Here is a 26,488-nt window from a genome sequence, read left to right as displayed (position 1 = left end):
TCAGCCCGCCCCCTGGATTCCCCTAAGTGAAGAGGGGTGTTAGTTGAGCTCGACGTTCGCCAGGTCCATGCGGCCCTGGGCGTCGACCTCGACGTTCTTCACGGACTTGGAGTAGGCCGAAGAAGACATGTACGTGAACACCGGGATGTACGGAAGGTCCTTGATGATGATGTCATCGGCCTTCTGGTACAGCTTCAGACCCTCGGCGGCGTCGGTGGCACGGTCGGCCTCCGCCATGGTCTTCTCGAACTCTTCGTTCTTGTAGTGACCGTAGTTGGAGCCCTGCTCGATGGCGACCTTCGAGAAGATCGGACGCAGGTAGTTCTCCGCCGCCGGGTAGTCCATGGACCACGCCATGCGGAACGCGCCCTTGTACTTCGAGGCGCCCAGGTCGTCCAGCATGTCGCCGAACTTGGCGTACGGCTTGGCCGTGACCTCGATGCCGAGGTTCGACTTCAGCTGGTTCGCGACGGCCTCGATCCACTCCTTGTGGCCGCCGTCGGCGTTGTAGCCGAGCTCCAGCTTGTTGCCCGGGACACCGCCGGCCTTCTCGAAGAGCTCCTTGGCCTTCGTCGGGTTGTAGGTGCCGATCTCGCCCAGCGCGCCCTTGCGGTAGCCCGGGATGATCGGGCTGATGAAGTCGTCGGCCGGCTTGCGGGTGCCGTTGAAGATGGTCTTCGTGATGGCTTCCCGGTCGATGGCCATGGAGATGGCCTGTCGGATCTCCAGCTTGCCGAAGGTCTCCGGGTTCTGCTCCAGCGGGAGGCCGAGGTAACCGACGCCCGACTCCGGCTTGTAGATGTAGCGGTCGCCGAACTCCTGGGAGACGGTGGCCATCGCCGAGACGGGGAGCTTGTCGACGATCTGGATGTTGTCGGCGCGCAGGTCGTTGTACGCCGTGTCCAGGTTGTCGTAGATCTTGAAGGTGACGCCCGCGAGCTTGGCGCGACCCTCGGCCGGGTACTTGTCGTACCGCTTGATCTTGATCTGCTTGTTGTGGTCCCAGGCGCCGTCCATCTGGAAGGGGCCGTTACCGATGGGGGCCTCGCCGAACTTCTTCGGGTCCGCCTCGAACGCCTTCGGCAGCGGGTAGAAGGCGTTGTAGCCCAGCATGGTCTTGAACTGGGAGAAGGGCTCCTTCAGCGTGACGGTGAAGGTCTTCTCGTCAACGACCTTGAGGCCCTTGAGCTCCTTGGAGGTGGGCTTCTTGTCCTTGCCCGGCGCGAGCTCCTCGGAGCCCTCGATCTTCGCGAAGAAGGGCATGCCCTCGGCGGCGTTGTCCTGGTTGGCGCCCCAGTTCCAGGCACGGACGAAGGACTGCGCGTCCAGCTTCTCACCGTTGTGGAAGGTGAAGCCGTCCTTGACCTTGATGGTCCAGGTCTTCGAGTCCGTGGTCTCGATGGACTCGGCGGCGGCCAGCTTCGGCTCGTTGGTCTTGTTGTCGTACTTGACCAGACCGACGAAGAGCGCGTTGAGGACCTCGGCGCCCTCGGACTCGGCGGTGTTCTGGCCGATCAGACCGTGCTGCGGCTCGCCGAGCACAACGGTGATCTTGCCGCCGGCGGCGCCGGCGTCGTCCTTGCTGGTGCTGCATGCCGTAGCGGCCATCGCCACGATGACGGCACCGGCGACCCACTTGGCGCTCGTTGCTCCGCGCATGGGTGTTTGCCTCCTCAGGAGTCACTGTCGATTCGTGAAGGACCCGGTTCCCGCTGACACCCCTGACAGCGAAATCCGGTCCCATCGTGTGTGCTCGTGAGTCGACGCTCCCCACAGCGTGTGACCCATTGACCCGAGCTCAATGGAGCCATCCTCAGGGACACCCCGACCGTAAACCACACTTAAGTGGTCTCGTTTTCACAACATCACCGCACGGCGAAAACCCGAAATCCGGACAAACGGATAGGAGACAGACACGTGCGAAACGGACGGTTAGCTCACCTTCCGGAGTGTCACGGTCGGTATGCGGACACTCGAACCGTTAAATCCGCTTGACAAACGCGAACGGCCCCTTCCCTCACCGCGAGCGGTGTGGGAAGGGGCCGTTTTCGGCCGTACCAGTCTCAGACAGACGGCAACAAGGTGCTAGGGACCGCTACTTGGCGGACTTGGCACGCGAGGCGGTGCGCGAGCGCTCCTTCTGGTCCAGGACGACCTTGCGGATGCGGACCGCCTCCGGGGTCACCTCGACGCACTCGTCGTCGCGGCAGAACTCCAGGGACTGCTCCAGGGAGAGCTTGCGCGGCGGGATCACGTTCTCCGTGTTGTCCGCGGAAGCCGCACGCATGTTCGTGAGCTTCTTCTCCTTGGTGATGTTCACGTCCATGTCGTCGGAACGCGAGTTCTCACCGACGATCATGCCCTCGTACACCTCGGTGCCGGGCTCGGTGAACAGGACACCGCGCTCCTGGAGGTTGATCATCGCGAACGGCGTGACCGCACCGGAGCGGTCGGCGACCAGCGAACCGTTGTTGCGGGTCACCAGCTGGCCGAACCACGGCTCGTGGCCCTCGTGGATCGAGTGGGCGATGCCCGTGCCGCGGGTGTTGGTCAGGAACTCCGTACGGAAGCCGATCAGACCGCGCGACGGGACGACGAACTCCATGCGGACCCAGCCGGAGCCGTGGTTCGACATGTTGTCCATGCGGCCCTTGCGGACGCCCATGAGCTGCGTGACCGCGCCCATGTGCTCCTCGGGGACGTCGATCGTCATGCGCTCGACCGGCTCGTGGACCTTGCCGTCGATCTCCTGGGTGACGACCTGCGGCTTGCCGATGGTCAGCTCGAAGCCCTCGCGGCGCATCTGCTCGACCAGGATGGCGAGCGCGAGCTCACCGCGGCCCTGGACCTCCCAGGCGTCCGGACGCTCGGTGTCGAGGACGCGCAGCGAGACGTTGCCGATCAGCTCGCGGTCGAGGCGGTCCTTGACCTGGCGGGCGGTGACCTTGCGGTCCTTGACCGCGGCCTTGGCGTCCGCGCCCTTGCCGGTGCCGCCGCGGCCGACCATCGGGGAGGTGTTCGTACCGATGGTCATGGAGATCGCCGGCTCGTCGACCGAGATCAGCGGCAGCGCGATCGGGTTCTCCGGGTCGGCGAGGGTCTCACCGATCATGATGTCCGGGATACCGGCGACGGCGCAGATGTCACCGGGGCCCGCGACCTCGGCCGGCTTGCGGGTGAGCGCCTCGGTCATCATCAGCTCGGTGATGCGGACGTTGGAGATCGTGCCGTCGCGCTTGATCCACGCGACCGTCTGGCCCTTGCGCAGCTCGCCCTGCTCGACGCGGAGCAGCGCGATGCGGCCGAGGAAGTTGTCGGCGTCCAGGTTGGTGACGTGGGCCTGGAGGGGGGCCTCCTCGTCGTACACCGGGGCCGGGACGTGCTCCAGGATGGCCGAGAAGAACGGCTCCAGGTTGTCGCTGTCCGCGGGGACCGTGCCGTCCTCCGGCTTGGTCAGCGAGGCGACGCCGTCACGGCCGCAGGCGTAGACGATCGGGAACTCGATCTGGTCCTCGTCGGCGTCCAGGTCGAGGAAGAGGTCGTACGTCTCGTTGACGACCTCGTCGATCCGGGAGTCCGGGCGGTCCGTCTTGTTGATGCAGAGGATGACGGGCTTGCGCTGCTGGAGCGCCTTGCGCAGCACGAAGCGGGTCTGGGGCAGCGGACCCTCGGAAGCGTCCACCAGCAGGACGACGGCGTCCACCATCGACAGACCGCGCTCGACCTCACCACCGAAGTCGGCGTGGCCGGGGGTGTCGATGATGTTGATCGTGATGGGCGCCCCGCCGTCCTTGGGGTGGTACTTCACCGCCGTGTTCTTGGCGAGGATCGTGATGCCCTTCTCACGCTCCAGGTCGTTCGAGTCCATCATGCGGTCGTCGAGCTGCTGGTGGGCGGCGAAGGCACCGGCCTGCTTGAGCATGGCATCGACGATGGTCGTCTTGCCATGGTCGACGTGGGCGACGATGGCGACGTTACGGATGTCGTGGCGCGTGGGCACTTCGGCGCTTCTCCCGGGATCGTGGATGGCGTCGCGTACGGTCCGGCACGCGCGCCTCGACCGGGCGGAAAACCTGCCACGGCCTTACCCCATCGTACGTCGGATGGCGGGAACCGCCTGCCGGGGGGTCTGTCAAGAGGCCGGACGACTGAGCACAGCCCGCTCCCGGACGGGGCCCGGGCGGGGGGTGGGGGCTGCGGGTGGAGCCTTGTCACTACGGGGTTACACGCGGGTCAACGGGTACACACGACCTTGCCCGCCGGGTCAACGGCGGGCAAGGGAATTGAGTCACTTCTGAGGTTGTGACCCGCGGGTCAACCTGTTCGGCACCCCTTTGTCACCACTTCTTCTTCGCGATGACTCGCTCGACTACTTCTTCTTCGCGTCCTTGGCCGTGGGCGGCTTCTTCCACCCGATGTCCTGGTAGCGGGGGGTTCCGAGGCCGAAGGCGCCCGCGTTGACCAGGCCCGGCTTCGTGGCGACCAGCTCCGGGCGCTGGTAGAGCGGGATGGAGCCGGCGGCGGCCCAGATCCGGGCGTCGGCCTTGCGCATCAGCTCGCGCGCCTGGGCCTCGTCCAGCTCGCCCACCGCCTGGTCGAACAGCTGGTCGATGTGGTCCGTGCCGACCCGGGTGTAGTTCTGTTCGACGAGGAGGGAGCCGTCGGCCGCCGGTTCCGGCTTCGCGAAGATCGGGCGGGCGTCCGTGGCCGGGTAGGCCGTCGCGGGCCAGGAGTACAGGGCCAGGTCGTACTGGCCCGACGCGATGTGGTCCTTGAAGAAGCTCTCGTCCGCGACCTTCTTCATCTCCGTCGCGATCCCGATCTTCCGGAGCATCTGGGAGATCCGGTCGCCCACCGTGCGCAGCGCCTCCGAGCCGGGGCCCGAGGGGAGGACGAAGCGCAGGCTGAGCGGCTTGCCGTCCTTGGCGAGCATCGAGCCGGAGGTACGGACGTTCTGCTTGGCCGGTGCGGGGGCCGGGGTGGACTTCGCCGGTTCCTTGTCGTCGTCCGCGCCGTCGGCGTCCCCGTCGGCGCGGGCGCTCTTGCCGTCGTCCTCGCCCTCTCCCCCGCCCTCGGCGGCCTCGGCCGCCGCGTCCTCCAGGGCCCGCGCCTGCCGGAGCAGTACGTGGCCCTGCTCGACGGCGAGCGAGCCCGGGGCGAGCACCGGGGAGGTCCGCGACGCCTGCCCCTCGACGCCCGGGAGGGCGTCCTCGGGCAGCGCGGGCAGCGCGTCGCCGAGGGCGCCCGGGGCCGCGCCCGGCATCGCGGGGCCGGCCTTCCGGGCGGGCAGGTCGGCGGTCGCGGAGCGCAGGTCGCCGTTGCGCCCGTCGTCCTGGCCCACGATGTAGAGGCCGTCGTTGCCGGTGCCGGGGCCCGCGGGCGTCTTGGAGTCGTCGTGCGGCGCGCCCTCGGCGCCCTCGGCGTTCTGCGCGCCCGCCTTGGCGCCGGCCGGCTCGGTGAGCTTGCCGTCCTTGCGCCAGCCGGCGTCCGCGAGGAGGGCCTGGGCCGCCTGGGTGTCCTGTCCGCCGAGGGCGTCGCTGTTGTCCGCGTACGCCTGCTGCCCGGCCAGCGCCAGGTGGCTGCCGACCGGCTTCGCCGGCAGGCCGAGGGGCTTGAGCACCGCCTCGGCGAGCGCCCTGCGGTCCAGGGCCCGGGCGACCGCGCGGCGGACGCGCTCGTCGGACAGGGCTCCGGAGGCGCCGTTCATGGCCAGCTGCGTGTAGGCCGGTTCCAGGGACTTGCGGATCCGGAAGCCGCGCAGGGCCGCCTGCTCCTCGGCGTACTTCTTGACGGCGTCGGCGTTCTTGCGGCGGCTGTCCGTCTCCTCCGCGGCCTTGGCCTCGTCGGCGCCGTGGGCCAGCGCCCAGGACAGGGTGGCCTGGGCGGGCGTCAGCGAGGCCCCGGGGCCGTGCCGGCCGTCGACGCGGCCCGCGTCGCGGTGGGCCAGGGCGATCCGGTCGACGCCGGCGCGGTCCACCTCGGCGAGGTCGACCTTCCCGGAGGCCAGCGCGGCCGGCCGGCCGGACCGGGGCACGGCCGTCAGGACGAGGGTGTCCAGCTTGGCGGGCGCCCCCCACCAGCGCGGGTTGCGGGTCAGGGCGGCGGTGCCCGTCTTCTTGTCGATGGCCCCGAGGGCGAAGGGGCCGGCGGTGACCTTCAGGGTGCCGCGGGCCCCCTCGTTGAAAGCGTCCGGGGTCCCGGTGACCTGCTTGGGGTAGAGCGGGCTGAACAGGGAGCGCCAGTCCGCGTACGGCTTGACGAAGGTGACCTTGACCTCCAGGTCGGTCTTGCCGCGCTCGATCTTCTCGATCCGCTCGTAACCGGCGTTGCGCGCCGTCCAGTACGCCGAGTCCTTGCCGTTCAGGGCCCGCCACTGGGCGACGAAGTCCGCCGCGCCGATCTCGCGGCCGTCGCTCCACACCGCCTGCTGGTTGAGCTTGTACAGCACGACCTGCTTGGGTTCGCGCTCGACGACCTCGGCCTTCTCCAGGTAGTCCGGGTTGGCGACCGGCCGTCCCTTGGCGTCCAGCGTGAACAGCTGCGGCAGCACCGCGCCCACGATCCGGGTGGTGGTGGCGTCGGCGTCGGCCTGGAAGGCGTTCAGGGTCTGGGGGAGGGCGTCCACGGCCCAGCGCAGCACCCCGCCGTCGGCCACCCGGTCGCGGGTGGTCGTCGCGATGTCCTGACCGGCGGCGACCGGTCCGCCCTCGTCCTCGCCCGCCCCGCAGCCCGCGAGGAGCGGCAGTGCGAGGACTCCCGAGGTGAGGAGCGCCAAGGACCTGCGCCTTCTCTGGGTCATGGGTGGTACCTCCGGGGCGTGGCGTGGGGGCCGTGAACAACGGGAGCGGGAGACCGGTGCTTTCGATCACGTTCGGCGGTATATGGAGCTGATCACACTGGTGCCGGAACCCACTGAAATCGACGGCCCCCCGGGTCCCGCGGACCGCACCCCCGCCACGCCGCGAACCCCACCCGTGCGGACCAATCGGGCGCGCGGGACGGCAGGGCGTTCCCCCGTACGAGGGACGACAATGGGGGCGGGGAGGGGGCGCACGGCCGGTGCCTGCGCACCCGCAATCGCTGCACGTCCCTTCACAACCGGGGACGGGAGGGGCGACACTCTCAGGCGCCCGTGAGCGATGCCATCGCACCCGCGGAAATGAGGTCACGACATGTCCCTGCAAGACGATCTGACCGCCGTACGACGCAACCTGAACGAACTGGTCCGCTCCGTGGAACGGCTGGAGCAGGACATCGCCCGGCAGTCGCCGGCCGGCGCCGGCCGTTCGACGGGCCCCGGCGGGATGGTCTCCGTCCCGGACACCCCGTACGACAGCACGTTGTGGACCGACAGCGACGACGAGGGGCTCGGCGCGCGCGACCGCCGCGCGCCCTGACGTCCGTCGCGGACCCCGGGCACCACTCGCACCAACCGGCGCCACCCGCACCACCCGGCACCATCCGCACCACCGGGCCCCGCGGCGCCGTAGCCGGCCCGCCGCGGCCGGCCCCCGGCGTCGCGGAGCCGTCCACCCCATCGGGACCGGCCGCCCCGCGGCCGGTCCTCCTGGGCCACCCCCGTCACTCCCCGCGGAGTTTCCTTTGGCCACAGGCACGGAACCACCCCGACAGCGGCCCGGAGGCGTGCACTCCCCCTCCCGGGCCGCGATCGCGGCCCGGCACCTGCGTACCGACCGGTGGTGGTTGTCGCCCGCCGGCACCGCGGCCGGGCTGCTCGCCTTCGTCGTCTACTCGACCTGGCGGGCCTTCGCCAACTCCCACTACTACGCGGCCCCGTACGTCTCGCCCTTCTACTCCCCCTGCCTGGCGGAGAACTGCGAGACGATGCGCGGCGGCCCCAACCTCGACCTCTTCGGCAGCTGGTGGGGCCTGTCCCCCGCCCTGCTGATCCTGATCTTCCCGCTCGGCTTCCGGCTGACCTGCTACTACTACCGCAAGGCCTACTACCGGGGCTTCTGGGCCTCGCCGCCCGCCTGCGCCGTCGCCGAGCCACACGCCTCGTACACGGGCGAGACCCGCTTCCCGTTGATCCTCCAGAACCTGCACCGCTACTTCTTCTACGCGGCGGTGCCGGTCGCGGGGATCCTCACCTGGGACACCGTGCTGACCTTCCGCGACGAGCGCTACGCCTGGGGCCACATGGGCGCGGGAACCCTGCTGTTCCTCGTCAACATCGCCCTGATCTGGGCCTACACCCTGTCCTGCCACTCCTGCCGGCACATCATGGGCGGCCGCCTGAAGCACTTCTCGAAGCACCCGGTGCGCTACCGCCTGTGGGGTTGGGTGAGCCGGCTCAACGCCCGCCACATGCAACTGGCGTGGGCCTCCCTGATCAGCGTGGCCCTGTGCGACTTCTACGTGTACCTGCTGGCCAGTGGCACCATCACCGACCCGAGGATCTTCTGAGATGGCACAGGTGGAACGACAGCCGTGGGACGTGGTCGTGGTCGGCGCGGGCGGCGCCGGGCTGCGGGCCGCGATCGAGGCCCGCGAGCGGGGCGCCCGTACGGCCGTGATCTGCAAGTCCCTGTTCGGCAAGGCCCACACGGTGATGGCGGAGGGCGGGATCGCCGCCTCCATGGGCAATGTCAACGGACACGACAACTGGCAGGTGCACTTCCGCGACACCATGCGCGGCGGCAAGTTCCTGAACCAGTGGCGGATGGCGGAGCTGCACGCGAAGGAGGCCCCGGACCGGGTCTGGGAGCTGGAGACCTGGGGCGCGCTCTTCGACCGCACGCCCGACGGACGGATCTCGCAGCGCAACTTCGGCGGCCACGAGTACCCGCGCCTCGCGCACGTGGGCGACCGTACGGGCCTGGAGTTGATCCGCACCCTCCAGCAGAAGATCGTCCAGCTCCAGCAGGAGGACTTCCGGGAGCACGGGGACCACGAGGCCCGGCTCAAGGTCTTCCAGGAGTGCACGGTCACCCGGATCCTGAAGGACGGCGAGAGGGTCGCGGGGACCTTCTGCTACGAGCGCGAGAGCGGCCGGTTCTTCGTCCTGGAGGCCCCCGCCGTGGTGCTGGCCACCGGCGGCATCGGCAAGTCCTTCAAGACCACCTCCAACTCCTGGGAGTACACCGGCGACGGGCACGCCCTGGCCCTGCTCGCCGGGGCGCCGCTGCTGAACATGGAGTTCGTGCAGTTCCACCCGACGGGCATGGTCTGGCCCCCCTCGGTGAAGGGCATCCTCGTCACCGAGTCCGTGCGCGGCGACGGCGGGGTGCTGCGCAACTCCGAGGGCCGGCGGTTCATGTTCGACTACGTGCCGGACGTGTTCAAGGAGAAGTACGCGGAGTCCGAGGAGGAGGGCGACCGCTGGTACGAGGACCCGGACCACAACCGGCGTCCGCCCGAGCTGCTGCCCCGAGACGAGGTGGCCCGGGCCATCAACTCCGAGGTGAAGGCGGGCCGCGGCTCCCCGCACGGCGGGGTGTTCCTGGACGTGTCGACGCGGATGCCGGCCGAGCGGATCCGTCGGCGCCTGCCCTCCATGTACCACCAGTTCAAGGAGCTGGCGGACGTGGACATCACCGCCGAGGCGATGGAGGTCGGCCCGACCTGCCACTACGTGATGGGCGGGATCGCGGTGGACTCGGAGTCCGCCGCCACGGTCGGCGTGCCGGGGCTGTTCGCGGCCGGCGAGGTCGCGGGCGGCATGCACGGCTCGAACCGGCTGGGCGGCAACTCCCTCTCCGACCTGCTGGTCTTCGGCCGCAGGGCGGGACTGCACGCGGCGGAGCACGCCGCCGCGGCCGGCGCGCGGCCCGAGGTCTCCCAGGAGGCGGTCGACGGGGCGGCGGGCGAGGCGCTGGCCCCCTTCCACGCCGCCGAGGGCGCGGAGAACCCGTACACGCTCCACCAGGAGCTCCAGACGACCATGAACGACCTCGTCGGCATCATCCGCCGCGAGGGCGAGATGGCCGAGGCGCTGGAGCGGCTGGCCACCCTGCGCGTGCGGGCGGCGCGGGCCGGGGTCGAGGGGCACCGGCAGTTCAACCCCGGCTGGCACCTGGCCCTGGACCTGCGCAACATGCTGCTGGTCAGCGAATGCGTGGCCCGGGCGGCGCTGGAGCGCACCGAGAGCCGCGGCGGGCACACCCGGGAGGACCGCCCGGCGATGGAGCGGGAGTGGCGGCCGGTGAACCTGCTGTGCCGGCCGGTGGAGCCGGCCCCGGCGGATCCGGCGGCCGACCGGATCGTCCTCGTACGCACCCGGACCGAACCGATCCGCGCCGACCTGCTCGCGTTGTTCGAGAAGGAAGAGCTGGCCAAGTACCTCGCCGAAGAGGAGCTGTACGAGTGACTGCTTACGATGCCGCCTTCCGGGTCTGGCGCGGCGACGCGGAGGGCGGGGAACTGCGGGACTTCACGGTCGAGGTGCACGACGGGGAGGTGGTGCTGGACATCGTGCACCGCATCCAGGCCACCCAGGCCCCGGACCTCGCGGTGCGGTGGAACTGCAAGGCCGGCAAGTGCGGTTCGTGCAGCGCGGAGGTCAACGGCCGGCCCCGACTGATGTGCATGACGCGGATGTCGGTCTTCACCCGGGACGAGACGGTCACGATCACCCCGCTGCGGGCCTTCCCCGTGGTCCGGGACCTGGTGACGGACGTGTCCTTCAACTACGCCAAGGCCCGGGAGGTGCCCGCCTTCGTCCCGCCGGAGGGGGTGGCGGCCGGCGAGTACCGGATGGCGCAGGTGGACGTGGAACGCTCGCAGGAGTTCCGCAAGTGCATCGAGTGCTTCCTGTGCCAGGACACCTGCCACGTGGTGCGCGACCACGAGGAGAACAAGGCCGCCTTCGCCGGGCCCCGCTTCCTGATGCGGGTCGCCGAACTGGACATGCACCCGCTGGACGCGGCGGAGGCGGCGGGCCTGGACCGGGGGCGCGCGGCCCAGGAGGAACACGGGCTGGGCTACTGCAACATCACCAAGTGCTGTACGGAGGTCTGCCCGGAGGGCATCAGGATCACCGACAACGCCCTGATCCCGTTGAAGGAGCGGGCCGTCGACCGCAAGTACGACCCCCTGGTGTGGCTCGGCAGCCGGATCCGCCGCCGCTCCTGATCGAACCTGATCGAACCGATGTCCGGCGCGACCCCCGCCGGACACGTGCGCCGTGGACAATGCCCCCTGGTGTTCGTCGATTGACGTGATGTCAGGGGGCTTCGCGGTGCGGGTGGGGGATCTGCTTGCGGACCGGTACCGACTGGACCGGCGGCTCGGCGCGGGCGGCATGGGCGAGGTGTGGGCGGGGCACGACCTGGCCCTGGAGCGGGCCGTGGCGGTCAAGGTGCTGCTCGACGCCGCGACCGGTGAGGAGCTGATCGCCCGCTTCCGGCGGGAGGCCACCATCGGGGCGCGGCTCCAGCATCCGGGCATCACGGTCGTGCACGACGTCGGCCGGCACGAGGGCCGGCTGTTCATCGTGATGGAACTGCTGACCGGGGAGGACCTGGGGGCGGTCCTCGCCCGGGAGCGGGGCGGGGTGGCGCCGGAGGTCGCGGTGGACCTGGCCGCGCAGACGGCGGAGGCGCTGGCCGCCGCGCACGAGCGGGGGGTGGTGCACCGGGACCTCAAGCCCGGCAACCTGTTCCTGCTCCGCTCCGGCCGCGACGCCCCGGGGGAGGCCCCGGTCGCGGGGCGGCTGAAGATCTGCGACTTCGGCATCGCGCACTCGGCGGACGCGACGGCGGGCTGGACCGTGACGGGGCGGATGTTCGGCACGCCGCCGTACATGGCGCCCGAGCAGTGGCGGGGCGAACACGTCGACGCCCGCTGCGACCTGTACGCGCTGGGGTGCGTGCTGTACGCCCTGTTGAGCGGGGAGCCGCCCTTCGGCTCGGCCGAGCCGATGTACGTCCTGATGCGCCGGCACGTGGAGGACGTCCCGCTGACCCTGCGCGAGGCGGGGGCGGTGGTCTCCCCGGAGCTGGAGCGGCTGGTGTCGGCGCTGCTGGCGAAGGACCCGGCGGAGCGGCCGGAGTCGGCGGCGTGGGTGGCGAAGGCCCTGCGGGCGCTGCCGGTGGGGCCGACGCCGGGGGACGGGGCCGGGGCCGGGGCGGTGCCGACCGGCGGGGACGGCGTCACGGAGCGGGCCGGGGACGCGGGCGACGCGGAGGCCGACGGGACGGGGGCGTCCGAGGGGACGGCCTCGGGGCGGGCCGGGGGCGACCCCACGGGTGCCGGACGCGCCGGGCCCACGAGCCCGCCGCCCGGGACCGCCGGGGCCGGGGGGACGCGGGCGCGCGGGAGCGCCGGGGCGGCCGGGAGCGCGGAGGCCGGGAACCTCGGGACCCGGACCACCGGGATCGGGAACACCGGGATCGGGAACACCGGGGCCGGGAGCGCCGGGGCCGGGGGGACGCGGGCGCGCGGGAGCGCCGGGGCGGCCGGGAACGCGGAGGCCGGGAACCTCGGGACCCCGACCACCAGGATCGAGAACACCGGGGCCGGGAGCACCGGGCCCGGGAGTGTGGGGGACGCCCGGGGCGGGGTGCCGGCGGCGGCCGTGCTGATCCCGGCCCCCGTACGGGACTTCGTGCGCGAGGTGTTGCTGGAGGCGGAGGTGGCGTTGACCTCGCTGCCCCCCGGCGCGGGCGAGGTGCGTACGGAGGGGCTCGCCCTCGCGGCGGAGGCGGCGGCCCGCTTCGACGCGCGGCTCGCCGGCCGGCTGCTGTCGGACGCCGAGCGGTGGGCGTGGACCGACGGGGCCGGCGACGGGGAACGGATCGCCGGCCTGCTGACGAAGCTGGCCCGGCGGATCTCCCCGGACGCCCCGGCCCGCACCGAACGGGTGCTCACCGGGGCGCTCCAGGCGCTGTTCACGGTGGACGGGCAGCGGCGCGAAAGACGGCTGCGCAAGGTGGCCGAGGAACTGGCCGCCGTCGCCCCCGAGCGGGGTCTCGCCCTGGCCCGGCGGCACTTCCCCGGGAGCGCGGCGCAGGACGGCGTACTGGCCCGGGCCGTGCCGGCGAGCGCCGCCACCGATCCGGCGCGGGCGCGGGAGTACCTGGCGGCCATCCGCAATCCGGCGGTGCGCGCGGCCGCCGAGGCCAAGGCCGTCACGGCCGTGGCCCGGAGGGACCCGGCGGCGGCCCTGGCCCTGGCGGAGCGGATCCCCGCGGGCTCCGGGCGGGTGCGGGCCCTGTGCCGGGTGGTGGTCGAGCGGGCCTCCGTCGGGGACCGGTCGGGGGCGGCCGGGGCCCTGGCCCTGGCGGAACGGGCGCTGGCCGAGTGGGTGGCCCCGTACTCCGCGAACGGACACGGGCCGGCGCGGCCCGGTACGGCGGGCGCGGGCGCTGCGACGGGCGGCGCGACGGGCCGCGACCCCGAGGTGGAGGAGGCCGTCCGCGCCCTGGAGGCGGCCCGGGACCTGAGCGGCGGGGAGTACCCGTCGGTGTCGGACCTGGACGCGGCGCGGGAGCGGGTGGCCGCCGCGCGCGCCCTGACGAACCCCGCCGAGCGGGGTCGGGAGTTGGCCTGGATCGCCCGGGACTGCACGGCGGGGGCGCCCTGGCTGGCGGAGGCCGCCCGGGATCCCGGGCCGCAGCCCCCGCCGGCCGTGACGGTGACCACGAGCGCGGAGTCCGGACGCCCGGCCCGGCGGGTGGAGCCGGGCGGCACCCGGTGGGAGGTCGGCGCCCGCCCCGACGCGGTGTCCGCCGCCGGGGAGCGCGTCGTGTGGACGGCGGGCTCGGAGGTGGGCTGCGCGGACGCGGCGACGGGGGCGGTGCTGTGGCGGGCGCACGCCGACGAGGGGGTGGCCGCGCCCCCGCCGCCGGAGCGGGTTCCGGACCCGGGGCGGGTGGTGTGCCGGGCGGACGGGGACGCCGTCTGCGTGGTGGTGCCGGCGGCGGAGGGGTCACCGGAGCGGCTGGTGGTGCGGGAGCCGGCCGACGGCCGGGTGCGCTGGTGGCGGGAGCTGCCGACCGGGGCGGAGGTCCGGCCGGCGGGGGACGTGGTGCTGAGGCTGGTGGACGGGGAGCTGGCCGCGCTGGACGGCCGGGACGGCGCGACCCTGTGGCGGCGGGACCTGCCGGAGCGCACCCGGGTGGAGGAGGTCGCCGAGGACCTGGTGCTCCTGCGGTCCGGCGAACGGCTGCGCGCCCTGTCCCCGTCGGACGGGGAGCAGCTGTGGTCCTGGCCGCGCGGGTACCGCTCCGGCGGGCACGGGCACGGGCCGGCGGGGCGGGCGGCCGGTCCGGTGCACGTGCTGGACGGGGGCGTCGTACGGGCCCTGGACCGGTCGGCCGGCTTCGAGGTGTGGAGTTTCGATCCGGGCCCGGCGGCCTCCCGGCCGTTGCCGCACGACGGGGTGGTGTACGTGACCGCGTACCGGTCGGCGGCCGGGGGCGACGTGGTCCACGCCCTGGACGCGCGCGACGGGACTGGGCGTTGGGAGCGGCCCGTGGCCCGGCGGGAGAACCCGCGCCGGGCGTTGGAGCCGCTCGGGGTGCGCGGCAGCGTGCTGTACCTGCGCTCGCGGGAGGGCAGCCGGCGGGGGCTGCTCGGGCGGATGTCCCGGGAGGGCCGGACGGGCTCGCCGTTCCTGGTCGGCCTGGACCTGGGGTCGGGGCGGGCCTCGCGGCTGTGGGAGCGCGAGGAGTTCGCGGCGGGCGATGTCGTGCTCGGGCGCGACACCCTGGTCGTGGGGCTGCCGACGCTGACGGGGATCGGGCTGCCGCTGCCCTAGGCCGGTCCGAGCCGGAGCGGGCCGGGCCGCGCCGCGCCGGAGCGGGCGCGGGCGCGGGCCGCGGCGCGGCGCGGGTCTCCGTGCTCGGGGTGCGGGGGCACGTAGCGGCCCATAACCTCCCAAATGTGTATCCGCCGAGAAGCAGGACGCGAAGCAAGGCCCTCTCCGGCACGGCCGCGCGCGGCTGCCTGGCCCTCGCCGCCGCGCTGCTCGCGCTCGGCGGCTGGGGGGTGGTCGGGGCGCCGCCGGCCCGCGCGGAGGATCCCGTCACCCTCTCGGGGCAGGGGCAGATCACCGACCGCGTGGGGGCGCTGGGCGACCGGGTCCCCGCCGTGACCGCCGCGTTGGAGAAGTTGTACGCCGACCGGAGGATCCAGCTGTTCGTGACGTACGTCGACGACTTCTCCGGTCGTTCGGCGCAGGGCTGGGCGGACGCCACGGCGCAGAAGAACGGCCTCGGGCAGGACGACGTCCTGTTGGCGGTGGCCACGGGCGCCCGGCAGTACGCCTATTCGGCGGACGTGGACTCCGGGTTCACGCGGGAGCAACTGGCCGAGGTGGCCCGTAGCGCCATCGAGCCGGCCCTGCGGGTCGACGACTGGGCGGGCGCCGCGATCGGCGCGGCGAACGGCTACGACGCGGTGCTCGGCGGGCTCCCGGTGCCGACGCCGACCCTCACCCCCGGCGAGCGGGACCCGGGCGGGGACGCGGCGAACGGTGCCACGGGGGCCGGTGACTTCGTCCTGCCGGTGGTCGCCGTCGGCGCGGCCGGGGCCCTCGGCGCGTACGCCTACACGCGCCGCAAGCGCGGCGGGGGCGCGGGGCGCGGCACCTCCACCGGCCATCAGGGATGGGAGGGGCCGGGCGCGGCGCGGAGCCCGCTGCCGGAACTGGACGCGCGGGCCAAGGCCCTGCTGGTGGAGACCGACGACGCGGTGCGCACCAGCACCGAGGAGCTGGGTTTCGCCACCGCCCAGTTCGGCGACGAGGCGGTCGGCGCGTTCACGGAGGCGGTGGAGTACGCCAAGAGCGAGCTGACGCAGGCCTTCCGGCTGCGCCAGCAGCTCGACGACGCCTACCCGGAGGACGACGCGACCCGGCGCCGGATGCTGGACGAGATCGTGGCCCGGTGCACGGAGGCGAACCGGCGGCTGGACGCCGAGTCGGCGGACTTCGACCGGCTGCGGGACCTGGAGAAGAACGCCCCTCAGGCCCTGGCCACCGTGGAGGCGCACTTCCGGACCCTGACGGGGCGCACGACCACCGCCGAGGCGACCCTGACGGCGCTGACGGGCCGCTACGCGGACTCCGCGTCCGCGCCGGTGGCCTCCAACGCCGAACAGGCCAAGGACCGGCTGCTGTTCGCGACCACCCACCTCGGCGAGGCGCGGGCGGCCCTCGACGCCGCGGACAACGGGCGGGCGGCCGTGCACGTCCGGGCCGCCGAGGGCGCCGTCGACCAGGCGGCGACGCTGGTGGACGCGGTGGAGCGGCGGGCGCGGGAGCTGGCGGAGGCGGCCGGGAAGCTGCCGGGGACCCTCGGCGAGACGGACGACGACCTCGCGGACGCGGAGGGGCTGCTCACCGGCACCACCGAGGGCACCTCCACCGCGGACCTGCGCGGCCGGATCGCCCGGGCCCGCGCCGTGGTGGCGGACGTGCGCCGGGAGCAGGGCGCCGGCCGGTACGACCCGATCGACGCCCTGCGCCGGGTCGAGGAGGCGGACGCGGCGCTCGACGAGGCCCTGGCGGGGGCGCGGGAAAGGGAGTCGGGCCGTCGGCGGGCGGCGGAGCTGCTGGACCAGGCCCTGTTGTCGGCCCGGAGCGCGATCGGCGCGGCCACGGACTACGTGACCACCAGCCGGGGCGCGGTCGGCAGCCGGGCCCGCACCCGCCTGGCGGAGGCGCAGCGGCACCTGGAGCGGTCGCTGTCCCTGGCCGGGACGGACCCGACGTCCGCCCTGGCGGAGGCGCAGCGGGCGGACGCGCTGGCGCGGGAGGCGCAGGGGGAGGCGGAGCGGGACGTGGCGGCGTACGGCGATCCGTACGGGGGGCGGCGCGCGGGCGGCGGGCGGGGCGGCGCCGTCCTGGGCGGGATCATCCTCGGCGAGATCCTGCGGGGCGGAGGCGGCGGCTTCGGCGGCGGCGGACGCGGCGGCGGGGGTGGATTCGGCGGCGGCGGGGGCGGATTCGGCGGAGGCGGTGGCGGATTCGGCGGAGGCGGTGGCGGGAGCGGTCCCGGGACCTTCGGCGGGGGCGGCACCCGCGGCCGGATGGGCGGTGGCGGCCGCTTCTGACCGACGCGCCCGCACGCACGCGTCGCGGGCCCGCACGACCGATGCCCCTCACCAGCAACCGGGAGAGAAACCGTCATGAGCAAGCAGACCATCCTCGGCCGTGTCACCCAGCTCGCGAAGGCGAACATCAACGCCCTGCTGGACCAGGCGGAGGATCCGCAGAAGATGCTCGACCAACTGATCCGCGACTACACGAACAACATCTCGGAGGCCGAGCAGGCGGTGGCCACGACCATCGGGAACCTGCGGATGCTGGAGGCCGACCACAAGGAGGACGCGGACGCCGCCGCCGAGTGGGGCGGCAAGGCCCTGGCGGCCAGCCGCAAGGCGGACGAGCTGCGCGCGTCCGGTGGCACGGCGGAGGCCGACCGGTTCGACAACCTCGCCAAGGTGGCGCTCGGCCGGCAGCTGCGGGCGGAGAAGGAGGCGACGGCGGCCGAACCGACGATCGCGGCGCAGACGGAGGTGGTGGGCAAGCTCAAGGCGGGCCTGGACTCGATGCGCGACAAGCTCGCCGAACTCCAGTCCAAGCGGGACGAGCTGGTGGCGCGGGCGAAGACGGCACAGGCGCAGAACACGATGATGGACGCGGTGAAGAACATCGACGTCCTGGACCCGACGAGCGAACTGCACCGTTTCGAGGAGAAGGTGCGCCGCGAGGAGGCCATGGCGATGGGCAAGAGCGAACTGGCGGCTTCCTCGCTGGACGCCCAGTTCGAGGCGCTCGACGACCTCGCCGCGACCTCGGAGGTCGAGGCCCGCCTCGCCGCCCTCAAGGCCGGTCGGGCGGCGTAGGAGAGGACCGTCGTGCGGGCGCCGCGGTGGCGGTGGCGCGGTGCCCGCACGAGGTGGGGGCCTACCCGTACATGCTGAGCAGTTGCTCCGCCGAGAGTTCGGTGACGGCCTCGTCCCCGACTCCCCCGGGCATCGGCAGCGGCAGTTCGAACCAGACCGTCTTGCCCCGGTGCGTGCGCCGGGTGCCCCACCCGGCGGACAGCAGGCCGACGAGCTGGAGGCCGCGGCCGCCCTCGTCGGTGTCGCGGGCCCGGCGGCGGCGGGGCTGGGCCAGGTTGGCGTCCCAGACCTCGCACACCAGGGTCCGGTCGAGCAGCAGCCGCAGCCGGATCTCGCCCTCCCCGTACCTCAGGGCGTTGGTGACCAGCTCGCTGACCAGCAGTTCCGTGGTGTCGAGCAGCCCTTCGAGGCCCCAGGCCGGCAGCTTGCCCCGCGCCAGTTCCCGCGCCCGGCCCACGGAGCGGGCCTCGCGCGGGAGCTGCCAGTCGCCGACCGCGTCCACGGGCAGGCCCTGGACGCGCGCCATCAGCAGGGCGATGTCGTCCTCGCCGTGCCGGGTGTCGAGGGTGTTCAGGACGTGGTCGCAGACGTCCTCCAGGGGCCGTACGGGGTCGGCGAGGGCCTCGCGCAGGCCGCGCAGCCCCTCGTCCAGCGGGTGGTCGCGGGATTCGACGAGCCCGTCGGTGTACAGGGCGAGGAGGGCGCCCTCCGGCAGTTCCACCTCGACCTCCTCGAAGGGCTCGCCGCCGACGCCCAGCGGCATCCCGGGCGGCACCTCCAGCAGCAGTCCGGGGCGGGGCGGGGCGCCCTCCTCGGGGGGTTCGACCAGTACGGGCGGCATGTGGCCGGCGTTGGCGATCGTGCAGCGCCGGGTGACCGGGTCGTAGACGGCGTACACGCAGGTGGCGAGGTACACCTCCGAGCGGTCGGCGTCCCGGGTGTGCAGGGCCGCGCGGGAGGCCTGGGAGCCGCCGGGGCCCTCGGAGCCCGCCGGGCCCCCGTGGGAGCCGAGGCCTCGGGCGACCTCGTCGAGCGCGGTGAGCACCTCCGCCGGCTCCAGGTCGAGGAGCGCCAGGGTGCGGACGGCGGTGCGCAGCTCGCCCATGGCGGCGGCGGCGCGCAGGCCCCGGCCCATGACGTCGCCGACGACGAGGGCGGTGCGGTGGCCGGGCAGTTCGATCACGTCGAACCAGTCGCCGCCGACCTCGGTGGCGGCGTTGCCCGGCAGGTAGCGGCAGGCGATGTCGAGGCCGGCCGCCTCGGGGTCGCCGGGGGGCAGCAGGCTGCGCTGGAGTATCAGCGCCCGCTCGTGTTCGCGCCGGTACAGGCGCGCGTTGTCGATGCAGACGGCGGCCCGCGCGGCCAGTTCGACGGCGACGGCCCGGTCGCGTTCGCCGAACGGCTCGCTGCCCTTCGTACGGGAGAACCGGACCAGGCCGACCACCGTGTCGTGGGCGACCAGCGGCACGATCAGGGTGGACTGGACGAGGGCGTCGGCGGCTCCCCCCTCGACGAGCCGGGTGCGGGCCGTGCGCAGGGCCAGCGCCTCGGGCGAGGCGGCCGGGTAGCGGTGCGTCTCCCCCACGGAGACGGGCGCGCCGGAACCCGACAGGGGGGCGTCGGACACGGCGGAGGCGAAGGCCACCCGGCGCAGCGGGGCGGACGGTGCCCGCCCGGCGCCCTGGCCGGGCAGCGTGGGCACGCCGGGTCCCTGCGGTCGGGCGGGCCGGTCGTCGTCGCCGAGCAGCAGTCCCTGGTAGAGGTCGACGGCGGCCAGGTCGCAGAAGCCGGGCACGGTGACATCGAGCAGCTCGCGGGCGGTGGTCTCCAGGTCGAGGGAGTTGCCGATGCGGTGCCCGGCCTCGTTGAGGAGGGCGAGGTTGCGCCGTACGCCGGCGGCCTCGCGGGCGGCGAGGTGGCGGCGGGTGACGTCGGTGCCGATGCCGGCGACGCCGACGGGGCGGCCGGAACCGCCGTGGACCCGGTAGAGGTTGATGGACCAGTGGCGGTTGTCGCGGCTGCCCGGGGCCGCGCCGGTGATCCTCAGGTCGGTGACGGAGTCGCCGGTCTCCAACACCCGTCGCAGGGCCTCGGACATCCGGTCGGCCTCGTGCGCGGGCAGGTAGTCGTGCACGGTCCGGCCGCGGTGCTCCTCGGCGGCGCCGCCGAAGACGGTCGCGAAGCGGCGGTTGGCGCGCTGCACGGTGAGGTCCGTACCAAAGAGCAGGAAACCGAAGGGAGATTGGCCGAATATGGCCTGCGAAGCGGCAAGGTCGGATTCGATGCGGCGCAGGGCGCGTACGTCGACCACGACGCACAGGGCGGCCCGCTCGCCGGTCTCGGTCTGGGTCGGCATCACATAGATCTCGGCCACGCCGTGGGCGCCGCCGCCCCCGGGGATCCGGAAGGGGATCAGACCGGTCCATTCCTTGCCGTCGAGGATCTCGGCCACCTTGCGGTGCCCGCCGGCCCGGAGGTCCGGCGGCATGAACGCCTCGACCGGATCGCGCCCGACCGCCTGGGCGGCGGTGAGCCCGAACAGCTCCTCGGCGCGCAGGCTCCACTGGTCGACGAGCCCGTCCGGACCGATCGAGAACGAAGCGACCTTTATGTAGTCATATATCGAGCCAGGCGGGCTGCTGTGCCACAAGGAGTCGTGCCACGTCTCCTCGGACACTCGGGCCTGATGTGCCTGCGCAGGTATCTCGCTCACGCGACCGTCCCCTCCAGCTCACCGCAACCGGACCGGCCATGACCGAAGTATTCAGCACCACGGCCCCGTACGGCACGGCGTTCACGATCACAAAAGGGTCCCGTTGTTTTCCGGCCACGCCGGGCGGTCTCCCCGGCGCCGTCCGGGAGACCCCCTGCCACCCTTCTCCTTGTTACTCACCAGGAAGAGCCAACTCGAACCACACCGTCTTGCCCGATTTACCGTGGCGGGTTCCCCAGCGCTGCGCCGAGACGGCCACGAGGTGGAGTCCCCGGCCCCCCTCGTCGTCGGGTTTCGCCACCCTTTCGCGGGGCGGATCCGGAAGCGGATCGGAGACCTCCACCAGCAGGGCGGGGCCGCCCGGGTGGTCGGGGGCGGCCGGATTGCGGCGTACCAGACGGACCCCGATGGGGCCGGAGGCGTAGCGCAGGGAATTGGTGACCAGCTCACTGACCAGCAGGACGGTCACGTCGCCGACGGAGTCGAGGCCCCAGGAGCGGAGGGTGCCGCGCACGGCGTGGCGGGCGGTGCGAACGGCACCGGGCTCGGCGGGAAAGGCCCACTCGGCGCATTCACCGTCTGTGTCGATCACGCCGATCACTTCCCGGGCCACCAGCGACCCCAGTCCGGTTCGTCGGGGACGAAAGGGGGACGAGATTGGGACTAATAGCGACATACCCGATATTCGAGGCGTCGTACCACTCGATCCGTCACGCACCGGCGCACTGTGGCGCGGACGGCCTACGGCGTGCGCGTCACGCGCCCCGATGCGCCCCACTGTGCGGCGCGCGGGGCGCGGCAGGGCGCCCGCCCGCGCGGCCGGACGTCTCGCCCCACGGTACGCCGCGGGCCCGGCGGGCGCTCGACCGGAGGGGGATCCGCACGCGCGGGCGGGGGTGCGCCCCCTCCCGCGCGCCCCTCACCGCTCCGCGCTCAGACGGCGTCCGGCCTCGGCGACGGCGGGGCGGTCCTGGTCGAGCCAGTCGACCGAATCCAGCTCGTGCGGGGCGAGCCAGCGCAGCTCGTCGTGGTCCTCCAGCGGCGTCGGGTCCCCGGCCAGCAGACGTGCGGTCCACACGTGCAGGACCAGGCCGGGCTTCAGCGGCCACTCCCCCGGGATCCGCTCCACCGCCTCGGTCTCGACGCCGAGTTCCTCGCGCAGTTCGCGGACCAGCGCCTCGGGGACGGTCTCGCCCGGTTCGGCCTTTCCGCCGGGGAGTTCCCAGCGGCCGGCGAGCTCGGGGGGCGCACTGCGCCGGGCGGCCAGCAGGCGCCCGTCATGACAAAGGGCTCCGCCCACGACCACGCGTACCGTCATGGGCGGAGCCTATGCCAAGGCCGTTCGACGCCGTTCCGGACCCGCTCCCGGGCCGGTCCTCGTGCTCGGGATCGCGCTCGGGATCGTGCACGTGCCCGTTCGGCGCTCGTTCGACGCTCGTTCGGTTCTTTCTCGGTGCTTTCCCGGTGCTCGTCAGGGCCGCGCCGCCACGTTCAGTTCGTGGTGGCCGTCTGGCTGCCCTGTCCGATCCGCTCGACCCAGTAGAGCTGCTTGTGTCCCCGGTCGTCGAGGCTGTCGACGACCTTCTGGGCCTCGGCCCGGGTGGCGTACCGACCCACCCGGTAGCGGTTGCCGTTGTCGTCCTGACGTATGACCAGCCATGCGAGCAGGGCACCGCTGTCGTTCATCGCGCTTCACCCTCCGCCGATGTACCTGCCCAGGAAACCGCATTGCGCATATGCCGGAGCTTACGCCCGACCTTTACTGAGCGGATACGGTTTTTCACGAAGAGGTACCTCGGGGGCGTACGCATCCGGCCAGGCGTACGAGCGGGCCGTGTGAGCCGGTGCGCGCCGGGGCGCGCCGGGCGCGGGGCGGCGCCGGAAACGCGAGAGCGGCGGCGTCGGTGACGCCGCCGCTCGGCGGGGTGGTGGTACGGCGGCCGTGACGGTCCGTCACGGCGGGCCCGGGCTCAGCGGACGGGCAGGTGGTAGGAGAGGCGGTAGCGGTCGGCCGGGACGACCACGTCGGCGGTCTCGACCGCGCGGCCCGAGGCGAAGTAGGTGCGGCTGACGACGAGGACCACGTGTCCGGGGACCCCGCCGAGGGACATGATCTCCTCGGCCAGGCCCGGTCGGGCGCCGACCTCCTCGACCACGTTGTCCACGACGACGTCGATGGCGGCCATCCGGTCGACGACCCCCGAACCGCCGAGCGGTCCCTCCTCGGGCAGCATCACCGGGGTCCGGCCGGTGACGGCCAGGGGTTCCCAGGAGGTGGAGAGCATCATGGCCTCGCCCGCGTCCCGGAAGACGTACCGGGTGCGCATGACCCGGTCGCCGGGCTCGATGCCGAGCCGTTTGGCGATGTCGGCCGGGGCCTCCTCCTGCTCGCTGCTCGACTCCCACGTGCCCCGCGCGCCGGAGTCCGCCTGCTCCTGACGGAAGGGGGTCGACGCGCCGCCGGTGCGGTAGCCGGAGCGGGCCACCCGGCGCGGCACCGGCTGCTCCCGCACGTACGTACCCGAACCCGAACGGCCCTCGACGAGGCCCTCCGCCATGAGGACCTTGCGCGCCTCCAGCGCTACCGTGTCGGAGACGCCGTACTCCTCGCGGATGCGGGCCTGGGACGGGAGCCGGGCGTGCGGGGGCAGGGAACCGTCGACGATCTTCCGTCGCAGATCCCCGGCGACGCGAAGATAGGCCGGCTGCTCACCGAAAGTCACTCGCCACTCCCATCAGGTTGACAGACAGCTACACCCTGGCAACCGACGGTTGAGCTGCGCAAGCACGGGCCAGAGTTTCACCCGAAGTGATGAAGGCTGGTCACTCAAACCCGTTACCGCGCGTTACCCACAAGGGCCCGGAGCGGAAACGGCGACGGGGGCGACCGATTGCTCGGTCGCCCCCGCGTTCACCGCGCGAACCAGCCCTGCGGTCGCGCTCCTCGTCGCCCGGTGCCCCGGGCGGAGGTCATATCTCCCGGCCGGGGATCAGAACTGCAGCGCCCAGGAGTCGATCTTGCCGACGTCCGCTCCCGCGAGGTCGGCGACCCGCAGCTTCCAGACCCCGTTGGCGACCTCGGAGGAGGCGTTCACGGTGAAGGTCTGGATGATGTTGTCGGCGCTTCCACCGGTGCGGTTGCGCAGGTTGTAGACCGAGCCGTCGGGGGCGACCAGGTCGACCTTCAGGTCACCGACGTAGGTGTGCTTGATGTCGACGGGGACGCTGAGGTTCGAGGGCGCGTTGCCGGAGATCCCGCTGACCGTGATCGGCGACTCGACGGTTGAGTTGTCGTTGATCGCGTAGTCGTTGAGGTTCTCGAAGCGGGTGCCCGGGTTCGGCGGGTTGGTGGACGCGCCCACGTTCAGCAGTCGGTTCGGGGAGCCGGAGCCGGCGCCCGTGACCACGTTCGGGGTGGCCGCCGCGACCAGGCCCGCGGAGACCTGGGCCGGGGTGCTCGCCGGGTTCTGCGAGAGGTAGAGCGCCGCCGCGCCGGCCACGTGCGGGGAGGCCATCGACGTACCGGAGATGGTGTTGGTGGCGGTGTCCCCGGTGCCCCACGTGGAGGTGATGTTGGAGCCGGGCGCGAAGATGTCCAGGATCGAGCCGTAGTTGGAGAAGCTCGACTTGGCGTCGGTGTTGGTGGTCGAGCCGACGGTGATGGCCTCGGCCACGCGGGCCGGGGACTTGGTGGAGGCGTCGGTCGACTCGTTGCCCGCGGCGACGGCGTAGGTGATGCCGGCCGCGATGGAGTTGCGCACGGCCGTGTCGAGCGCGGAGTCCGCCCCGCCGCCGAGGGACATGTTGGCCACGGCGGGCTTGACCGCGTTGCGGGTCACCCAGTCGATGCCGGCGACGACCTGGGCGGTGGTGCCGGAGCCCTGGTTGTTGAGCACGCGGACGCCGACGATCTTGGCCTTCTTGGCCACGCCGTGCGCGGTGCCGCCGACGGTGCCGGCGACGTGCGTGCCGTGGCCGTGGCCGTCCTGGGCGGTGTTGTCGTTGTCGATGGCGTCGTAGCCGTAGGAGGCCCGGCCGCCGAAGTCCTGGTGGGTGATGCGCACGCCGGTGTCGATGATGTAGGCGGTGACGCCCTCACCGGCCTTGTCCGGGTAGGTGTAGCTCTGGTCGAGCGGGAGGCTCCGCTGGTCGATGCGGTCCAGGCCCCACGACGGCGGGTTGGGCTGGGTCGCGTCGACGGTGAAGACGCGGTTCTGCACGACCGACTTCACGGCCGGGTCCGCGGCGAGCTTTCTGGCCTGCGCCTCGGAGACCTCCACGGAGTAGCCGTTGAGGGCCGAGCTGTAGGTCCGGTCGATCTTCGCTCCGTACCGCTTGGCGACCGCCTTGCCGCTCTCGGCGGTGGAGCGGGCGGCGGAGTCGTTCAGCGTGACGATGTAGCTGCCGGGGACGGCCCCGGCGGCATCCGCGTTCTCGATGACGCCCCACGGGGTGTTGTCGACGGCGGAAGCGGGTAACGCGGAGGCCGCGCCGAGCGCGAGGGCGACGACGGCTATCGCGCCGGCGCCGGCGAACCTGCGGCGGGTGGTACGCATCACTGACATGCGAGGGTCCTCCTCTTGGTGGTGCGTTGCGGGGGGTCGACGGGCCCCTCGGACACGACGCCGGACCATGCCGGTAGACATGACCATGACAAGCCGCCGTGCTCAACGGGCCGTCGCCTCCGAAAGGTTGACCCACCCCCGCGCCGTCCCACAAGAGGACAACGGACGCGTAACATCCGTGCCATACAACGGCCATGAAAGGGCAAAGGTGCTCCGCACATGACGCACGCACTTCCCGGATACCTCTGCCCCGAGGACGGCACGCGCGCGGACGTCCGGACCGCGCCCTGGTGCTGCCCGGTCTGCGAGGGCCCCTGGGACCTCGACTTCGCACCGAATCCGGCCGGCGTCCTGGATCCGGCCTCCGGACCCCCCTCGCTGTGGCGCTACGCCTCCGCCCTGCCGCTACCGGGCGCTTTCGCCGTCACCCTCGCCGAGGGGCACACCCCGCTGGTACCGCTCGCCGAGCGGATTCACGCCAAGCTCGACTTCCTCATGCCGACGCTGTCCTTCAAGGACCGGGGCGCCGTCATGCTCGCCGAGGTGGCCCGCCGGCTGGCCCCGGACCGGGTGGTCGCGGACAGCAGCGGCAACGCGGGAACCTCCGTCGCGGCGTACTGCGCGCGGGCCGGCCTGAGTTGTGAAGTTTTCGTGCCCGAGGCAACCTCGAAGAAGAAGACCGAGCAGATCCGCGCCCACGGGGCGACCGTACGCGTCGTCCCGGGCGGGCGCGAGGACACCGCCCTGGCCGCCCGACGGGCCGCCGACACCCCCGGCGTCTTCTACGCGAGCCACGTCTTCAACCCGTACTTCCTGCACGGGACGAAGACGTACGCGTACGAGATCTGGGAGGCCCTCGGCGGACGGCTGCCCGAGGCCCTGGTGCTCCCCGTCGGCAACGGCACCCTGCTGCTGGGCGCCGCGCTGGCCGCGGAGGAGCTGGCCCGGCGCGGCGTACGACCGCCCGCGCTGATCGCCGTACAGGCCGAGGCCGTGGCACCGCTGGCGAACGCCTTCGCCGCCGGCGCCGAGGACGTCGAACCCGTGGAGCAGCGGCCCACCCTGGCGGAGGGCATCGCCATCCCGGCCCCGCCGCGCGCCCGGCAGATCCTGGCCGCGGTACGCAAGTCCGGGGGGACCTTCCTGACGGTCCCCGACGATCGGCTGCGCGCCGCCCAGCGGGACCTCGCCCGGCGCGGCCTCTTCGTGGAACCGACGGCGGCGGCCTGCTGGGCCGCAGTGGGCCCCGGCGCTCCCGGGGACCCGCTCCAGGGCCGTACCGCCGTCCTGCCGCTGTGCGGGGCCGGCGCCAAGTCGGGTCTGGCCCCGGCCCCGTAGGAGCGCCCCCGGACCCCGGCGCGCCGGGGCCGATCGTCGGCGCGGGACCGGTCGTCGG

17 protein-coding genes are annotated in these 26,488 nt (G+C 72.9%); 8 read left to right on the top strand and 9 right to left on the bottom strand.

Annotation, left to right across the window (positions count from 1 at the left end; translation table 11 throughout):
- Positions 1-39: 39 nt before the first annotated feature.
- The 3 genes from ACZ6ZI_RS31295 to ACZ6ZI_RS31285 form a co-directional block, all read right to left on the bottom strand.
- Positions 40-1,659 (bottom strand): peptide ABC transporter substrate-binding protein, encoded by a 1,620-nt coding sequence (locus tag ACZ6ZI_RS31295; protein ID WP_363053103.1) that lies wholly within the window; start codon positions 1,657-1,659, stop codon positions 40-42.
- A 436-nt stretch (positions 1,660-2,095) separates the two neighbouring features.
- Positions 2,096-4,000: a translational GTPase TypA gene (gene typA, locus ACZ6ZI_RS31290; protein WP_469526450.1), complete on the bottom strand. Its 1,905-nt coding sequence runs from the start codon at positions 3,998-4,000 to the stop codon at positions 2,096-2,098.
- Between the two features lie 369 nt (positions 4,001-4,369).
- Entirely contained in the window at positions 4,370-6,799 is a 2,430-nt protein-coding gene (locus ACZ6ZI_RS31285; protein ID WP_469526448.1) for an ABC transporter family substrate-binding protein, read from the bottom strand.
- Positions 6,800-7,172: 373 nt separating this feature from the next.
- On the opposite strand from ACZ6ZI_RS31285, the gene ACZ6ZI_RS31280 reads away from it, so the two are divergent.
- The 7 genes from ACZ6ZI_RS31280 to ACZ6ZI_RS31250 all read left to right on the top strand — a co-directional run bounded on the left by ACZ6ZI_RS31280 (position 7,173) and on the right by ACZ6ZI_RS31250 (position 17,814).
- Positions 7,173-7,397: a hypothetical protein gene (locus ACZ6ZI_RS31280; protein ID WP_469526447.1), complete on the top strand. Its 225-nt coding sequence runs from the start codon at positions 7,173-7,175 to the stop codon at positions 7,395-7,397.
- A 205-nt stretch (positions 7,398-7,602) separates the two neighbouring features.
- On the top strand, positions 7,603-8,427 hold the full coding sequence (locus ACZ6ZI_RS31275; protein ID WP_469526445.1) for a hypothetical protein: 825 nt from the start codon (positions 7,603-7,605) through the stop codon (positions 8,425-8,427).
- Between the two features lies 1 nt (position 8,428).
- Positions 8,429-10,330, top strand: coding sequence for a fumarate reductase/succinate dehydrogenase flavoprotein subunit (locus tag ACZ6ZI_RS31270; protein WP_469526444.1), 1,902 nt, complete (start codon positions 8,429-8,431; stop codon positions 10,328-10,330).
- Positions 10,327-11,094 (top strand): succinate dehydrogenase/fumarate reductase iron-sulfur subunit, encoded by a 768-nt coding sequence (locus ACZ6ZI_RS31265; RefSeq protein WP_469526442.1) that lies wholly within the window; start codon positions 10,327-10,329, stop codon positions 11,092-11,094. Before ACZ6ZI_RS31270 ends, ACZ6ZI_RS31265 begins: the two co-directional genes overlap by 4 nt.
- Before the next feature lie 112 nt (positions 11,095-11,206).
- Entirely contained in the window at positions 11,207-14,722 is a 3,516-nt protein-coding gene (locus tag ACZ6ZI_RS31260; RefSeq protein ID WP_469526440.1) for a protein kinase domain-containing protein, read from the top strand.
- Between the two features lie 188 nt (positions 14,723-14,910).
- Positions 14,911-17,019, top strand: coding sequence for a TPM domain-containing protein (locus ACZ6ZI_RS31255; protein WP_469526574.1), 2,109 nt, complete (start codon positions 14,911-14,913; stop codon positions 17,017-17,019).
- 75 nt (positions 17,020-17,094) lie between these two features.
- Positions 17,095-17,814: a PspA/IM30 family protein gene (locus ACZ6ZI_RS31250; protein ID WP_469526437.1), complete on the top strand. Its 720-nt coding sequence runs from the start codon at positions 17,095-17,097 to the stop codon at positions 17,812-17,814.
- A gap of 61 nt (positions 17,815-17,875) precedes the next feature.
- Here the strand turns inward: ACZ6ZI_RS31250 and ACZ6ZI_RS31245 are convergent, their stop codons facing one another.
- From ACZ6ZI_RS31245 to ACZ6ZI_RS31220, 6 genes are all read right to left on the bottom strand, one after another.
- Positions 17,876-20,464 (bottom strand): SpoIIE family protein phosphatase, encoded by a 2,589-nt coding sequence (locus ACZ6ZI_RS31245; RefSeq protein WP_469526572.1) that lies wholly within the window; start codon positions 20,462-20,464, stop codon positions 17,876-17,878.
- A 235-nt stretch (positions 20,465-20,699) separates the two neighbouring features.
- A complete protein-coding gene (locus ACZ6ZI_RS31240; RefSeq protein ID WP_363053413.1) occupies positions 20,700-21,128 on the bottom strand; it encodes an ATP-binding protein in 429 nt (142 codons plus the stop codon).
- 318 nt (positions 21,129-21,446) lie between these two features.
- Complete coding sequence (locus ACZ6ZI_RS31235; protein ID WP_469526435.1) at positions 21,447-21,845, bottom strand: (deoxy)nucleoside triphosphate pyrophosphohydrolase; 399 nt, start codon at positions 21,843-21,845, stop codon at positions 21,447-21,449.
- A gap of 173 nt (positions 21,846-22,018) precedes the next feature.
- Positions 22,019-22,213 carry an SPOR domain-containing protein gene (locus ACZ6ZI_RS31230; protein WP_363053093.1) on the bottom strand — a complete coding sequence of 65 codons (195 nt, stop codon included), beginning with the start codon at positions 22,211-22,213 and terminating at the stop codon, positions 22,019-22,021.
- 284 nt (positions 22,214-22,497) lie between these two features.
- The gene (locus ACZ6ZI_RS31225; protein ID WP_469526431.1) at positions 22,498-23,250 is read right to left on the bottom strand and encodes a GntR family transcriptional regulator; all 753 of its coding nucleotides are present in this window, start codon (positions 23,248-23,250) and stop codon (positions 22,498-22,500) included.
- 267 nt (positions 23,251-23,517) lie between these two features.
- A complete protein-coding gene (locus tag ACZ6ZI_RS31220) occupies positions 23,518-25,092 on the bottom strand; it encodes a S8 family peptidase (RefSeq protein WP_469526429.1) in 1,575 nt (524 codons plus the stop codon).
- A gap of 219 nt (positions 25,093-25,311) precedes the next feature.
- Between ACZ6ZI_RS31220 and ACZ6ZI_RS31215 the strand changes: the two genes are divergently transcribed.
- Positions 25,312-26,430, top strand: a complete 1,119-nt coding sequence (locus ACZ6ZI_RS31215) for a threonine synthase (RefSeq protein ID WP_469526426.1) — start codon at positions 25,312-25,314, stop codon at positions 26,428-26,430.
- Positions 26,431-26,488 lie beyond the last annotated feature (58 nt).

The organism is Streptomyces sp. NPDC103540, from assembly GCF_055584445.1.
The sequence above is the reverse complement of the archived record's forward strand: the minus strand, read 5'-3'. Positions and strand labels throughout refer to the sequence as shown.

Coding starts and splice junctions, on each gene's coding strand:
- ACZ6ZI_RS31295 (WP_363053103.1), bottom strand. CDS start 1,659: ATGCGCGGAGCAACGAGCGCCAAGTGGGTCGCCGGTGCCGTCATCGTG.
- ACZ6ZI_RS31285 (WP_469526448.1), bottom strand. CDS start 6,799: ATGACCCAGAGAAGGCGCAGGTCCTTGGCGCTCCTCACCTCGGGAGTC.
- ACZ6ZI_RS31280 (WP_469526447.1), top strand. CDS start 7,173: ATGTCCCTGCAAGACGATCTGACCGCCGTACGACGCAACCTGAACGAA.
- ACZ6ZI_RS31270 (WP_469526444.1), top strand. CDS start 8,429: ATGGCACAGGTGGAACGACAGCCGTGGGACGTGGTCGTGGTCGGCGCG.
- ACZ6ZI_RS31250 (WP_469526437.1), top strand. CDS start 17,095: ATGAGCAAGCAGACCATCCTCGGCCGTGTCACCCAGCTCGCGAAGGCG.
- ACZ6ZI_RS31235 (WP_469526435.1), bottom strand. CDS start 21,845: ATGACGGTACGCGTGGTCGTGGGCGGAGCCCTTTGTCATGACGGGCGC.
- ACZ6ZI_RS31230 (WP_363053093.1), bottom strand. CDS start 22,213: ATGAACGACAGCGGTGCCCTGCTCGCATGGCTGGTCATACGTCAGGAC.
- ACZ6ZI_RS31220 (WP_469526429.1), bottom strand. CDS start 25,092: ATGTCAGTGATGCGTACCACCCGCCGCAGGTTCGCCGGCGCCGGCGCG.
- ACZ6ZI_RS31215 (WP_469526426.1), top strand. CDS start 25,312: ATGACGCACGCACTTCCCGGATACCTCTGCCCCGAGGACGGCACGCGC.